Annotated in this window: 12 protein-coding genes; 4 read left to right on the top strand and 8 right to left on the bottom strand. The window is 68.3% G+C overall.

The features are described from left to right. Nucleotides 1–14 precede the first annotated feature (14 nt). Both ypfJ and OVA30_RS17550 read right to left on the bottom strand, forming a co-directional pair. Nucleotides 15–920: a KPN_02809 family neutral zinc metallopeptidase gene (ypfJ, locus tag OVA30_RS17545; RefSeq protein ID WP_003606570.1), complete on the bottom strand. Its 906-nt coding sequence runs from the start codon at nt 918–920 to the stop codon at nt 15–17. Nucleotides 921–1,025: 105 nt separating this feature from the next. Next, a complete protein-coding gene (locus tag OVA30_RS17550; protein WP_268176194.1) occupies nt 1,026–2,039 on the bottom strand; it encodes a uracil-DNA glycosylase family protein in 1,014 nt (337 codons plus the stop codon). Nucleotides 2,040–2,250: 211 nt separating this feature from the next. Here OVA30_RS17550 and OVA30_RS17555 point away from each other — a divergent pair, with 211 nt between their 5' ends. Next, nucleotides 2,251–3,924 (top strand): electron transfer flavoprotein-ubiquinone oxidoreductase, encoded by a 1,674-nt coding sequence (locus OVA30_RS17555; RefSeq protein ID WP_268176195.1) that lies wholly within the window; start codon nt 2,251–2,253, stop codon nt 3,922–3,924. Nucleotides 3,925–4,032: 108 nt separating this feature from the next. Here OVA30_RS17555 and OVA30_RS17560 read toward each other — a convergent pair whose 3' ends face one another. Genes OVA30_RS17560 through OVA30_RS17570 form a run of 3 tightly spaced genes read right to left on the bottom strand, consistent with a single transcriptional unit; the run spans nt 4,033 to nt 6,248 of the window. Further along, nucleotides 4,033–5,022 (bottom strand): P1 family peptidase, encoded by a 990-nt coding sequence (locus OVA30_RS17560; protein WP_268176196.1) that lies wholly within the window; start codon nt 5,020–5,022, stop codon nt 4,033–4,035. Further along, nucleotides 5,019–5,903, bottom strand: coding sequence for an EamA family transporter RarD (gene rarD / locus OVA30_RS17565; protein ID WP_056499589.1), 885 nt, complete (start codon nt 5,901–5,903; stop codon nt 5,019–5,021). Before rarD ends, OVA30_RS17560 begins: the two co-directional genes overlap by 4 nt. A 57-nt stretch (nt 5,904–5,960) precedes the next feature. Continuing rightward, complete coding sequence (locus OVA30_RS17570) at nt 5,961–6,248, bottom strand: hypothetical protein (protein ID WP_003606728.1); 288 nt, start codon at nt 6,246–6,248, stop codon at nt 5,961–5,963. 142 nt (nt 6,249–6,390) lie between these two features. Here OVA30_RS17570 and OVA30_RS17575 point away from each other — a divergent pair, with 142 nt between their 5' ends. Beyond that, entirely contained in the window at nt 6,391–6,555 is a 165-nt protein-coding gene (locus tag OVA30_RS17575) for a ribosome modulation factor (RefSeq protein WP_015824345.1), read from the top strand. A 104-nt stretch (nt 6,556–6,659) separates the two neighbouring features. After that, nucleotides 6,660–7,838, top strand: a complete 1,179-nt coding sequence (metC, locus tag OVA30_RS17580; RefSeq protein WP_268177511.1) for a cystathionine beta-lyase — start codon at nt 6,660–6,662, stop codon at nt 7,836–7,838. Between the two features lie 55 nt (nt 7,839–7,893). On the opposite strand, the gene OVA30_RS17585 is transcribed toward metC, so the two are convergent. The 3 genes from OVA30_RS17585 to OVA30_RS17595 form a co-directional block, all read right to left on the bottom strand. Continuing rightward, nucleotides 7,894–8,322, bottom strand: a complete 429-nt coding sequence (locus OVA30_RS17585; protein WP_268176197.1) for a hypothetical protein — start codon at nt 8,320–8,322, stop codon at nt 7,894–7,896. A gap of 239 nt (nt 8,323–8,561) precedes the next feature. Then, entirely contained in the window at nt 8,562–9,029 is a 468-nt protein-coding gene (locus OVA30_RS17590; protein WP_268176198.1) for a hypothetical protein, read from the bottom strand. Between the two features lie 130 nt (nt 9,030–9,159). Next, on the bottom strand, nt 9,160–9,756 hold the full coding sequence (locus OVA30_RS17595) for a pyridoxamine 5'-phosphate oxidase family protein (RefSeq protein ID WP_268176199.1): 597 nt from the start codon (nt 9,754–9,756) through the stop codon (nt 9,160–9,162). Between the two features lie 437 nt (nt 9,757–10,193). Between OVA30_RS17595 and OVA30_RS17600 the strand changes: the two genes are divergently transcribed. Continuing rightward, complete coding sequence (locus OVA30_RS17600) at nt 10,194–13,454, top strand: PAS domain S-box protein (RefSeq protein ID WP_268176200.1); 3,261 nt, start codon at nt 10,194–10,196, stop codon at nt 13,452–13,454. Nucleotides 13,455–13,456 lie beyond the last annotated feature (2 nt).

The following is a 13,456-nucleotide window of genomic DNA, read 5'->3' on the forward strand; positions in this document are numbered from 1 at the left end:
AAGTTCCAAAAAGATCAGCCGCGGCTGGCGCGGAAGGTGTCGCAGGACTTGGTCTGCCCGCTCTTGTAGCCGGTCATGAACCAGCGCATCCGCTGCTCGGAGGAGCCGTGGGTGAAGGAATCCGGCACGGCGTAGCCTTGCGACTTTTCCTGCAGCTTGTCGTCGCCGATGGCGCTGGCGGCGTTGAGCGCCTCCTTGATGTCGTTCTGGTCGAGGGCGTTCCAGCGGTCGTTCGAGTTCTTGGCCCAGACGCCGGCGAGGCAGTCGGCCATCAGCTCGACGCGCACGGAGAGCTGGTTCGCTTCCGTCTTGCTGCTCGCGTTCTGCTGGCGGCTCTGCACCTTGCCGAGGATGCCGAGCACGTCCTGCACGTGGTGGCCGACCTCGTGGGCGATGACGTAGGCGTAGGCGAAATCGCCCTTCACGCCGAACTTGGTCTGCATCTCCTTGAAGAAGCCGAGGTCGATATAGACCTTCTTGTCGAGCGGGCAGTAGAACGGCCCCATCGCGGCCTGAGCCATGCCGCAGCCCGAACGGGTGCCGCCCTGATAGAGCACCATCGTCGTCGGCTTGTATGGCCGCCCGGTCTGGTTCGGCAGGATCTCGTTCCACACATCCTCGGTGTTGCCGAGGATCTTCGAGGCGAACTGGCCGGCGCGATCGGTCGGCGCCTCACCGCGCCGGGCCTGCGTCTCGGGATCGACCCGCTGCTCGCGCTGCTGCCCGCCGCCGGTCATCTGCTGCGCGCCGCCGAGCAGGATCGCCGGGTTGATGCCGGTGACCCAGGAGATCAGCAGCACGACGACGATCGTGCCGATGCCGAGGCCGCCCATGCCGCCGCCGGGGAAGCCGCCCCCGCCGCCGCCCTCGCCGCGCCGGTCTTCGACGTTCTCAGAGGCGCGAAAATCGTCCCAGCGCATAAAGTCTCCCGCCGCCCCGCGTCTCGCCCGGCCTCATCGGGATTCCGGACCTGATTTCTAGAATGGCGAGGCGGAGGATACGGTTCCGCTTGAGCCGCCCCCCGCCTACTTGCCCGCGGCGCTCCCGTCGAGGGCACTCTTCAGCATCCGGAAGTCGCGCCAGGCGAGGCGCTTCTGCACCGGCTGGCGCAGCAGGTAGGCCGGATGGAGGGTGGCGAGCGCCCGGATCTCGCGGCCGTCGCCAAGGCGATACGGGTAGAAGCGTCCGCGCGCCTTGAGGATGCCGTCCTTGGTGCCGGTTAGCGTCTGCGTCGCGGGCGCGCCGAGACAGACGAGGATGTCGGGGTTGGCGAGTTCGATCTGGCGCTCGACGAAGGGGCGGCAGATCGAGATCTCCTGCGGGGTCGGGTTGCGGTTGCCCGGCGGGCGCCAGGGCACGACATTGGAGATGTAGACGCTCGTCCGGTCGAGGCCGATCGCCGCCATCATCCGGTCGAGAAGCTGGCCGGAGCGTCCCATGAACGGCTTGCCGATCCGGTCCTCGTCGGCCCCCGGCGCCTCGCCGACGAACATCACCCGCGCTTGCGGATTGCCATCGGCGAAGACGAGGTTCTTGGCGGTGAAGCGCAGGCCGCAGCCCTCGAAGCCGCGCAGCAGCTCTTCCAGCTCCTCAAGAGTCTTCATCTGCGCGGCCCGTGCCCGCGCATCGTCCGCCGCCTCGCCGGGCTTGGCGCCGGCCGCGTTGCCATAGGTGCGGGGCGGCTCGCGCGCGGGCGCGTCGCGGCTCGGCAGCTCACGCCGGAACGCCAGGGGCGGCTCTTCCGCGGAGGGAGCGTCACGCTGCGGTGGCTCGCTGCGCGGTGGAAGAGGCTCGCGGCGCGCTTCGAGCGGCTCGCGGCGTTGTTCAAGGGGCTCGCGGCGCGGTTCAAGGGGCTCGCGGCGCGTGGCCGGCTCGGCCTGCGAGGCGGCGTCAGCTCGAACGGACTCGGCCTCGGCGAAGCGGTCGTGGGGCTGCTCGTCGAGGACCGCGTCGACGCCTGCCGCGACATGGAAGTCGAGGAAGGAGATCAGGTCGCCCCTGGCGTCGGTATCCGCGTGGTTTGCCGTCATCGTTTCCATGTGGCGTGGGAGCGACCTGTGGACAACGCCCGGATGCGTCCTGCGGATCGTCGCACACGCGCCCTCCGCATGCCCCTGGCATCCCCCTGCGCCTGCCTGCCGCTACCCGAACGGCCTTGCCTTCTTACCTTGGAATCGCTTGAGAGACATCTTGACAATGAATCGAGCCGGAGCGGCGCCCGATGCCCGAACGGCCGCAGGAGGAATGAGGATGGCGCTGCCCGAACGCGAAGGCATGGATTTCGACGTGGTGATCGTCGGCGCGGGACCCGCCGGCCTCGCCGCCGCGATCCGCCTCAAGCAGCTCTCCGCGGAGAAGGGTGAGGAACTCTCGGTCGTCGTCGTCGAGAAGGGCGGCGAGGTCGGCGCGCACATCCTCTCCGGCGCCGTAGTCGATCCGCTCGGCCTCGACACGCTGCTGCCCGAATGGCGCGACGATCCCGACCGGCCGCTCAAGACGGCGGTGGAGCGCGACGAGTTCCTGTTCCTCACGAAGAACAGCGGCGTCACCATGCCGAACGTGTTCTTCCCCAAGCTGCTGTCGAACCACGGCAATTTCGTCGGTTCGCTCTCGAACACCGTGAAGTGGCTCGGTGCTAAGGCGGAAGGTCTCGGCGTCGAGATCTATCCCGGCTTCCCGGCTTCCGAAGTCCTCTACGACGAGCGCGGCATCGTCACCGGCATCGCCACGGGTGATCTCGGCATCTCCCGCACCGGCGAGGCGCGCGACGACTTCACCCGCGGTATGGAGCTGCGCGCCAAGTACACGGTGTTCGGCGAGGGCGCGCGCGGCTCGCTCACCAAGACGCTGATCGAGCGGTTCGGGCTCAACCGCAACAGCGACCACCAGAAATACGGCCTGGGCGTCAAGGAGCTGTGGCAGCTCGCGCCGAACAAGTTCGAGCCGGGGTTGGTGCAGCACACGATGGGCTGGCCGCTGCCGAACAAGGCGGGCGGCGGCTCGTGGCTCTACCATTTCGACGATCATCTGCTCTCGGTCGGCTTCGTGACGCACCTGAACTACGAGAACCCGACCCTGTCACCGTTCGAGGAGTTCCAGCGCTTCAAGACCCACCCGATGATCGCCGAGACGTTCGAGGGGGCCAAGCGCATCGGCTACGGCGCCCGCGCGATCATGGAGGGTGGCTGGCAATCGGTGCCGAAGCTCGTCTTCCCCGGCGGCTGCCTCGTCGGCGATTCCGCCGGCTTCGTGAACGTGCCGCGCATCAAGGGCTCGCACAACGCGATCCTGTCCGGCATCCAGGCGGCGGACGCGATCTTCGACGCGCTCGTCGCCGGCCGCCAGGGCGACGAGCTGACCGCCTACGAGGAGGGCTGGCGCGACAGCCCGATCGGGCGCGACCTCAAGCCGGTGCGCAACGTCAAGCCGCTCTGGTCGAAGTACGGCACGCTCGTCGGCGTGGGGCTCGGTGGGCTCGACATGTGGATGAACACGATCGCCAACGCCTCGCTGTTCGGGACGCTGGGCCACGGCAAGCCAGACCATGCCTGCCTCAAGCCCCTCTCGGAGGTGACGCCGATCACCTACCCGAAGCCCGACGGCAAGCTCACCTTCGACCGGCTCTCCTCGGTGTATCTCTCGAACACCAACCACGAGGAGGATCAGCCGCCCCACCTCAAGGTCAGGGATATGGAGCTGCAGAAGCGGTCCGAGCACGATGTCTACGGCGGCCCGTCGAGCCGCTACTGCCCGGCCGGCGTCTACGAGTGGGTGGAGGACAAGTCCGCAAGCGACGGCGTGCGCTTCCAGATCAACGCGCAGAACTGCGTCCACTGCAAGACGTGCGATATCAAAGACCCGAACCAGAACATCAACTGGGTCACCCCGGAGGGTCCGGGCGGGCCGAACTACACCAACCTATAATCCGGGTTTCGAAAGGACGGGGCCTTCTCATGGGGCCCTGATGAAGGGAAGGCGGGGCCCTGCCCCGCCTCCCCGCCAAAGGGACGATCCCTTTGGGAACCCGAATGGTTAAAGCTCCTGCCAAGCCGGCAGGTCGAGACAGGGCAATCGCGTCGCCGCATGGACGCCGATGGCGACGGCCCGCGCCAGCGTCTCGGCGGCTGCTGCGCCGAGACGGGCGAGATCGGCCACTTGATCGCCGAGCGGCACCGCGCCGGTGGCAACCGCGAACACCACGTCGCCGTCGAGCGGCGTGTGGGCCGGGTGGATCGCCCGTGCAAGCCCGTCCTGCGCGGCGATGGCGAGGCGCTTGGCCTGTGCCTTGGTGAGCGCCGCATCGGTGGCGACGACCGCCAGCGTGGTGTTGGCGCCGGGCAAGGGCTCGCGCGGCCAGGAGAGGGCGTCGTCGGGCACAAGCGGCGGCAGGCCGAGGCCACCGAACTCGCCGTCGCGCTCGAACGGTGCGGCCCAGAAATGCGCCCCCTGCCCCATCGTCACCCGGCCGAAGGCGTTGACCGCCACCAGGGCGCCGACCTGCGCCGACAACCCCGGCACCGCGCTCGAAGCCGAGCCGAGGCCGCCCTTGAGGTTGGCGGTGCGGGCCCCGAGCCCCGCTCCGACCGAGCCGAGGGCAAAGGCGCCGTCCTGCGCGGCGAGCGCCGCCGCATAGCCGAGCTCGCGATAGGGCGGGAAGCGGCCCCACGCCTTGTCACCGCCGTTGAGCAGGTCGAACAGGATCGCGCCGGGCACGATCGGCACGCGCACATCGCCGACCGCGAAGCCGCGCCCCGCCTCCCTGAGATGGGCGACGACGCCGGCCGCCGCATCGAGCCCGAAGGCCGAGCCGCCCGCCAGCACGAGGGCATCGACCGCCTGCACCGTAGCGGCGGGATCGAGCAGGTCGGTCTCGCGGGTGCCGGGGCCGCCGCCGCGCACGTCCACCGCGCAGGTGAAGGGCTGCTCGAATACGAGCGCGGTGACGCCGCTCGCGATTCTTTCGTCTTCCGCGTGGCCGACGCGGATTCCCGAGATGTCGGTGATGCGGTTGAGCCGGATCATCGCCTCTCTCCTGCCGGTCCTGTCGTCAACGCGGCGCGGCGCCTGCGCTCGTGGCGGATCGCATCGTAGGCGTAGAGCATCAGCGCCAGCCAGATCAGCCCGAACAGCACGAGGCGGTCCGGCGTCAGGGTCTCGCCGTAGACCAGCGTGCTGAGCCCCATCAGGCAGGAGGGCGCGATGTACTGCATCAGCCCGAGGGTCGCGAGCGTCAGCCGGGTCGCCGCGGCGGCGAACCAGATCAGCGGCAGCGCCGTGGTCACGCCCGTGAGCGCCAGCAGCGCCCAAGTGCGGGCGTCGTCGGGCACCGGGGGCGCGACGAAGGCGAGATAGGCCAGAGCCGCGGGCAGGAGCAGGAAGGTCTCGGCGCAGAAGCCGACGGTGCCATCGACGGCGACGAGTTTGCGCACCAGCCCGTAGAGCGCGAAGGTGACCGCGAGCCCGAGCGACAGCAGCGGCAGGCGCCCCGCCATCGCCACCGCGATCACCACGCCGAGCACGACGATGGCTACGGCCACCACCTGGACCGGGCGCAGGCGCTCGCCGAGGACGAGGGCGCCGAGTGCCACCGAGACCAGCGGGTTGATGAAGTAGCCCAGGCTCGCATCGAGCATGTGCCCGCTCGACACCGCCACGAGGTAGAGCATCCAGTTGATCGCGATCAGACCCGCCGAGACGACGAGCAGGCCATGGCGCGGCCGCAGCGGGAACGGGTTGGCGAGCCGCTTGCGCAGCAGCGCGATCAGGCCGACCACCAGCAGCGCCGACCATGCGATGCGCTGCGCCAGGATCGTGCCCGGCGGGATACCGTCGAGGAGCCGGAAATGCACCGGGACGACGAGGCCCCAGCTCAGATAGGCGGCGAGCGCGTAGATCAGGCCCAAGATTGCACGAGCGGCGGCGTGGCGGAGCGCCGCTTGTAGCCCGGACTGGGCGCGCGGTCAGCGCTTGCGGGCGGGGGCTGCGGGCGTCTCGCCGCGCATCAGGGCGTTGAGGCGCTCCGTGTCGAAGCCGGTGAGCATGCGCTCCTTCTTCGTCTCGGCCGCCGGCCCCTGCGTCACCGTGCCGGTCGTGACGGGATCGGGCAGGATCGGGGCGGCCCGCGCGATCGTCGGGGCCGGCACGGCGGCGACCGCCTGATGCATGAGCCGGTCCGCACTCACGAGGACGACCGAGAGCGTGCCGAGGCCGGTGATGGTGCCGAAGGTGATGACGCGCAGGATGCTCACGATGGGGAACTCGATACGCAGGGTACGCGGGACCGTGAACGGCGGCCCCGGAAACAGGATGCGCGCGGTGTCGTTAATGAACCGGACGGCCGGGCCCGCTGCGGACCGGCCCTAATCAGGACATCCGGAACAGGATCTGGCCATGAACGAGCAGGCGACGGCGAGCGACAGCCCCTTCATCCAGGGGCGCAACGCGCGGCTCTACGGCAAGAGCATCGATGAATGCCCCTATGCGGAGGGCTCCGAGGATCGCGCGGCCTGGATCCAGGCCTACGAGGAGGCCGCGGCCGACGATCCGGCAGCGTAAGGACCGCCCGAGGCGAACCGAGACCGCCTTGACGCGTCCGGTCCCGGGAGGCTGAAAGGGCTTCAACGCGAAGCCCCTCTCATCCTCCCGAGGCCGATGTCCAAATCTCCCCCCGCGACCGCGGCCGCTTCGGCGCCGACACCCGCCTTGTGCTCGCCGGGCGCGACCCGTCGGCCCAGCACGGCTTCGTCAACACGCCGATCTACCGCGGCTCGACGGTCCTCTACCCCACCTACGACGACATCAAGCATCGGCGCGGGCGCTACAATTACGGCACCTCCGGCACGCCGACGATGGACGCCCTGTGCGAGGCGTGGAGCGAGATCGCCGGGGCGGCGGGTACGGTGCTGGCGCCGTCCGGCCTCTCGGCCCTGACGTTGGCGCTGATGACCTGCGTCAGCGCGGGCGACCACCTCCTCGTCACCGACTCCGCCTACCGCCCGACCCGCATCTTCTGCGACGGTGTGCTGAAGCGCTACGGGGTCGAGGTCGAGTACTACGATCCGCTCATCGGCGCCGGCATTGCCGGGTTGATGCGCGACAACACGCGGGCGGTGCTGGTGGAGGCGCCGGGCTCGCAGACCTTCGAGATGCAGGACGTGCCGGCCATCGCCAAGGCGATGCATGCCCGCGGCGGCGCGGTGGTGATGGACAACACCTGGGCGACGCCGCTGCTGTTCCCGCCGCACGAGCGCGGCGTCGATCTCGCGGTGGAGGCCGGAACCAAGTATCTCAGCGGCGGCTCCGACCTGCTGCTCGGCCTCGTCTCGGCCAACGCCGCGTACTACCCGGCGCTCAAGCGCACCTACGAGCACTTCGCCAATTGCCCCGGCCCCGAGGACATCTTTTTGGGACTGCGCGGCCTGCGCACCATGGGTCTGCGCCTGCGCGAGCATGGCGCCCGCGGGCTGGCCATGGCCGAGTGGTTCCAGGCCCGACCGGAGGTGCTGCGGGTGCTGCATCCGGGCCTGCCGGACGATCCCGGCCACGCGATCTGGAAGCGCGACTTCTCCGGCGCCTCGGGCCTGTTCGGCGTGATCCTCAAGCCGGTCTCGGAGGAGGCGCTCGCCGCCTTCCTCGACGGGCTCGAACTGTTCGGGATGGGCTTTTCCTGGGGCGGCTTCGAGAGCCTCGTCATCCCCTTCGACCCGACCGTCTACCGCACCGCCACCCGCTGGCCGCCGGACGGCTCGGCACTCCGCTTCCATATCGGCCTGGAGGACCCGGAGGATCTGAAGGCGGATCTGGAAGCCGGGTTCGCGCGGATGGCGGCTGTGGGCTGAGGGCGAAACTTAATGGCTTGGCTGCCTGAAGGACTGGTCGGGGTGGAAAGCCGACTTAGAGGAGTTGTTTGCCTCCCTGGTAGAGACGATACCAAGCCGACGCCTCACGAACAAAAATCTCCCGATACGTCCTTACCTTACCGTCAAGTTTCTCGGGTTTGTCCGCGAAATAGAATGTGATCCAGACCATATTTTTCGAAGACGCCTCGGCCTCGCCTTGTACTCGTGAATGGAAGAATTGGTTCGCGAACATCGCCAAGCCAGCTAAATCCGACTGCTCCGGCACTCGTATCTTGGCATGGATCATTGGATGCGAGATGCGCTCGCCACTAATCTTCGTCTCAATGAATGCCGTAGGGGCGACGCCTATTACGTGAGGCTGTCCGGCCGTCACAGGTTGCGGGGGCCTCACCCACGATGTGCCGATCGCAAGAGCGACCATGGCACCAGTGAGTATAATAATTTTCTTTGCAGCACTATTCACGCGTATCTCCTGATGCGCATCTTGGGCCAAAGATCACGACATGGAGTTAAATTGCGCGCTCAAATCCGATATGTGCGTAGTTCATCTCGATTGCGAAAGCGGCGAAGCCAATCGGCGGTCCTAGGAGGAGAAATACGAGGAACATGGTAGCGGGCATGCGGCTGAACGGGCCTCGCGGGCGATAGCCGCCACATATCGATTGTAGAGGGCGAGAGCAGCGGGGCAAGTCACTGTGGTAATCAGCGCTGACCACGGTGAGCGTAAAGATACTTGTGGTCGCGCAAATGCGCGCGCAACTGTTTGACGGCCCGCCCCTTCTCGACCATAGGCTTGAAATTACAGTTTTCTCGCAAGTGGATCAACGAGCCATCATCAAGGCGCGCAAAACGGTCTTGCACAACAACAGCGCTTGGAGCCGGTCGCCGCGCAAGACGTAAGTGAAATGCTAAACCTTCAACTTCAGCATTCAGACCCCTGCGTTCAGGTAACAAGGAGAAGCCCGCCTCACACTCTGCGCGACCAACGATTGCTTCGGAAATACAGACATTCTCATCGTCATATACGACGATCGGCTGGCAAGGCCTATAACCAATCCCACTTCTAGAAGGAACGATGCCGAGATAAAGATATGAGAACACGATCACGGCTAATATCAGCGCCCAGCCAAGGAGCACCTTGAGGAATTCGCTTTCAGAAAGCTCCGCCATGATGGCCTAAGTGCGCCCTCGATCCTAATATTCAGTGTGTTTGCATCAGAGAATTGTAGAGGGGGCGAACACATGTTCCGCTTCGGGTCGAAAGCGGCCCCCGCGGGAGCAATCTGACGGGGTTGGGCTCCTAAGGCGCCACCCACGTCCCCATCCAGCCCTCGCCCTCCCGGCAAAAAACCGCCCGCCGGTGACCGCGCCGGTCGAGGTAGAGCAGGTCCAGGCGCTCGGCCGTGAACACCACCGCGCAAAAATTCTCGCGGCCGAGGCGCGCGTCCGGGTCCTCGTCGGGCATGGCGTAGGCGTCGCCCCTGGCGAGCGCGGTGCCGGGGGCGGGTTCGACCCCGTAGCAGACCCGGCTCATGGTTAGCGCGGCGGCCCAGGCGGCGTCGGCGAGCGCGTCGTCAAGGTGCAGGCGTGCCCGCCCCTCGACGCGGAGCTGGAGCTTGGCTCGGCCGTCGTAGACGTGGAGGGCGGCCAGCCCGTTCTCGGCGATCTCCCGCGCCTTGTCCGAGCGCTGGTCGCAGTGGAAGCGCAAGGCGCCCGCCCCGGCCTCCGCCGCGCGCAGGACCACGGTGCGCAGCCGCGGACGGCCCGCCGCATCGACGGTCGCGAGAGACGGTGTGTGGAACGGGCTGTGCCGGTGTCCCACGCCGTCGGCGAGGCGGCGCCAGCCCTCGGCGCGGAAGCCGTCGAGGTCGTCGTAGAAGGAGGGCAGCGCGTCCACGAAAGGCTTTCCTTAGGCGTCATGCCAGGTTGCAGGAAGCCTGCTCGGGCGGCTCTTGCCTGCCCCGGATGCTGACGCGGCCGGTGTGCCCGCGCAAGGTGCTTGCAACCGCGCATGCGTCCTCAAAGCCGTCGCAGCGAACCGACGCGAGCAACGGGTCGATCGAACTTCTCGGCCGGCTGCCTTGGCATCGCCACCGGTTCGCGCCATGGCATGGGTCCGGGAGGTTCTCGTTTCAGCTTCCTGCACCCAGCGATGGCACGGCTGGCTGGTTCCCGCGTTGAACGCTGTCGAACATACGGTCCCGCTTTTCCCTTGCCCTATTCCTTGCCCCATTCCTTGCCCCTGCACGCCCGCCCGAGATCTCTCCCTTCGCCCGTCCTCCGATCCCTTCCGCGTTCCGGCGGACGGCATCCGTCGTGCCGGAGGCGCACCGCGTGAGGGACAGGCCCTTCTTCCTCGACGGCGGCGGCGAGGCCGGCGCGCTGATCCGCGGGATCGATTGGGCGGCGACGCCGCTCGGGAGCCCGGAGACGTGGCCGGCGGCGCTCAAGACCCTGGTCGGCGTGATGCTCGGCTCGCAACAGCCCATGCTGATCGTCTGGGGCGAGGCGCACGTCACCCTCTACAATGACGGCTACGCACCGATGTGCGGCGCCCGCCATCCGCGCGCGCTGGGACAGGCGTTCGACGAGGTGTGGCACGATATCTGGGACCAGGTGGGGCCGATCCTGTCGCGGGCCTATGCGGGCGAGGGCACCCATATGGATGACATCGCCCTCACGATGCATCGCAACGGCTACCCGGAGGAGACCCACTTCGCCTTCGGTTATACGCCGGTGCGGATCGAGGACGGCACGGTGGCGGGCATGTTCTGCGCCTGCTCGGAGACCACCGCCTCGGTGCGGGCCGGCCGGCAGATGCATGCCGAGCGCGAGCGCTTCGCGCGGCTGTTCGAGCAATCGCCGAGCTTCGTCGCGGTGCTCGACGGGCCCGACCACGCCTTCGCCTTCGCCAACGCCGCCTATCGCCAACTCATCGCCCACCGCGACGTTCTCGGTCGGCCCGTGCGGGAAGCTCTGCCGGAGGTCGAGGGCCAGGGCTTCTTCGAGCTGCTCGACGAGGTGTTCTCCACCGGCCGCACCCATACGGCGCACGGCGCACCGGTGACGATCCTGCGCGTGCCCGGCGGCGTGCCGGAGCGGCGCTTCCTCGATTTCGTCTACCAGCCCATGCGGGACGCGGCCGGGACGATCACCGGCGTGTTCGTCGACGGTTCGGACGTGACCGAGCGGATCACCGGCAACGCGGCTTTGGCCGAGAGCGAAGCGCGCTTCCGCACCATGGCGGACGACGCGCCGGTGATGATGTGGGTGACCGGCCCGGACGGCGCCTGCCAGTATCTCAACCGGCGCTGGTACGACTTCACCGGCCAGAACGAGGCGCAGGCCCTCGGCCTCGGCTGGCTCGAGGCGGTGCATCCGGACGATCGCGGCTGGTCGGGCGAGACCTTCCTGCGGGCGAATGCCCGGCACGAGGGCTTCAGCCTCGAATACCGCCTGCGCCGCCGCGACGGCGTCTACCGGTGGGCGATCGACACCGCGAGCCCGCGCTTTGCCGCCGACGGGAGCTTCCTCGGCTATATCGGCTCGGTGGTCGACATTGAGGAGCGCCGCGCCGCCGAGCTCGCGCTCGCCGAGAGCGAGGAGCGCCTGCGGCTCGCCGTCGAGAGCGGCGAGATCGGCCTGTGGGATTTCGATCCACGGGCCGGCACCCTGTTCTGGCCGCCGCGGATCAAGGCGATGTTCGGGCTGGCGCCCGATGCGGACGTGACCCTCGACGACTTCGCCGACGGCCTCCACCCGGACGACCGGGCGCGGGTCACCGCCGCCTTCGCCGCCGCGCTCGATCCCGTGGCCCGTGCCTTCTACGACGAGGAGTTCCGCGCGATCGGCCGCGCCGACGGCACGGTCCGCTGGGTCGCGGCCAAGGGGCGCGGCGTGTTCGACGCGGAGGGCCGCTGCCTGCGCGGCGTCGGCAGCGCCATCGACATCACCGCGCGGAAGGCGACCGAGGAGCGCCTCGTCGAGGCCACCCGCCGCCTCGACGCGGTGCTCGACAACGCGACGCAGGCGATCTTCATGATGGATGAGCGCCAGCACTGCGCCTACATGAACCGCGCTGCCGAGCGGCTGACCGGCTACAGCCTCGACGAGACGCACGGCAAGGCGCTGCACGACGTCGTCCACCATACCCGGCCGGATGGCAGCCCCTACCCGCTCCACGAATGCCCGATCGATCAGGCCTTTCCCGAGAACAACCAGGAGCAGGGCCAGGAGATCTTCGTCCACCGCGACGGCTCGTTCTACCCCGTCGCCTTCACCGCGAGCCCGATCCGCGACGAGGCCGGCATGCCGATCGGCACGGTGATCGAGGCGCGCAACATCGAGGGTGAGCTGCGCGCCAAGGCGCAGTTGGAGGCGTTCAACGCGAGCCTGGAGCAGCAGGTCTTGGCCCGCACCGCCGAGCTGATGCGAACCGAGGAGGCCCTGCGCCAGAGCCAGAAGATGGAGGCGGTGGGGCAGCTCACCGGCGGCCTCGCCCACGACTTCAACAACCTGCTCACCGGCATCACCGGCTCGCTCGAACTGCTCCAGACCCGCCTCGCGCAGGGGCGGATCACCGAGATCGACCGCTACGTCAACGCCGCGCAGGGTGCTGCCAAGCGCGCGGCGGCGCTGACCCACCGCCTGCTCGCCTTCTCGCGGCGCCAGACCCTGGACCCGAAGCCCACCGACGTGAACCGGCTGGTGATGGGCATGGAGGATCTGCACCGCCGCACCATCGGCCCGTCGATCACCCTCGAAGTGGTGGCCGCGGGTGGGCTGTGGTCGGTGCTGGTCGATCCGAGCCAGCTCGAGAACGCGCTGCTGAACCTCTGCATCAACGCCCGCGACGCGATGCCGGATGGCGGGCGCATCACCATCGAGACCGCCAACAAGTGGCTCGACGACCGCGGCGCCAAGGAGCGCGACCTCGATCCCGGCCAGTACCTCTCGCTCTGCGTGACCGATACCGGCACCGGCATGAGCCCGGATGTCATCGCCAAGGCGTTCGACCCGTTCTTCACGACGAAGCCGATCGGCCAGGGCACGGGCCTCGGCCTGTCGATGATCTACGGCTTCGTGCGCCAGTCGGGCGGGCAGGTGCGGATCTACTCGGAGGTCGGCCAGGGCACGACGATGTGCCTCTACCTGCCGCGCCATTACGGGGCGGCGGAAGAGCCGGAGGCGGCCCCGGATCTGGCCGCCGCGCCCCGCGCCGAGCAGGGCGAGACGGTGCTGATCGTCGATGACGAGCCGACGGTGCGGATGCTGGTGACGGAAGTGCTGGAGGATCTCGGCTACACCGCGATCGAGGCCGCCGACGGCCCGGCCGGCCTCAAGGTGCTGCAATCGGACGTGCGCCTCGACCTTCTGGTCACCGATGTCGGGCTTCCCGGCGGCATGAACGGGCGCCAGGTCGCCGATGCGGGCCGTGTCCTGCGGCCGGACCTGAAGGTGCTGTTCATCACCGGCTACGCCGAGAACGCGGCGGTGGGCAACGGCCACCTCGAGCCCGGCATGCAGGTCATCACCAAGCCCTTCGTGATGGAGGTGCTGGCCGCGCGCATCAAGGAGATGATCAACTCGCGGTGAGG

This window comes from Methylorubrum sp. SL192 (assembly GCF_026672325.1).
GTDB classification, from domain to species: Bacteria; Pseudomonadota; Alphaproteobacteria; order Rhizobiales; family Beijerinckiaceae; genus Methylobacterium; species Methylobacterium extorquens.

Coding starts and splice junctions, on each gene's coding strand:
- ypfJ (WP_003606570.1), bottom strand. CDS start 920: ATGCGCTGGGACGATTTTCGCGCCTCTGAGAACGTCGAAGACCGGCGC.
- OVA30_RS17550 (WP_268176194.1), bottom strand. CDS start 2,039: ATGGAAACGATGACGGCAAACCACGCGGATACCGACGCCAGGGGCGAC.
- OVA30_RS17555 (WP_268176195.1), top strand. CDS start 2,251: ATGGCGCTGCCCGAACGCGAAGGCATGGATTTCGACGTGGTGATCGTC.
- OVA30_RS17560 (WP_268176196.1), bottom strand. CDS start 5,022: ATGATCCGGCTCAACCGCATCACCGACATCTCGGGAATCCGCGTCGGC.
- OVA30_RS17575 (WP_015824345.1), top strand. CDS start 6,391: ATGAACGAGCAGGCGACGGCGAGCGACAGCCCCTTCATCCAGGGGCGC.
- OVA30_RS17590 (WP_268176198.1), bottom strand. CDS start 9,029: ATGGCGGAGCTTTCTGAAAGCGAATTCCTCAAGGTGCTCCTTGGCTGG.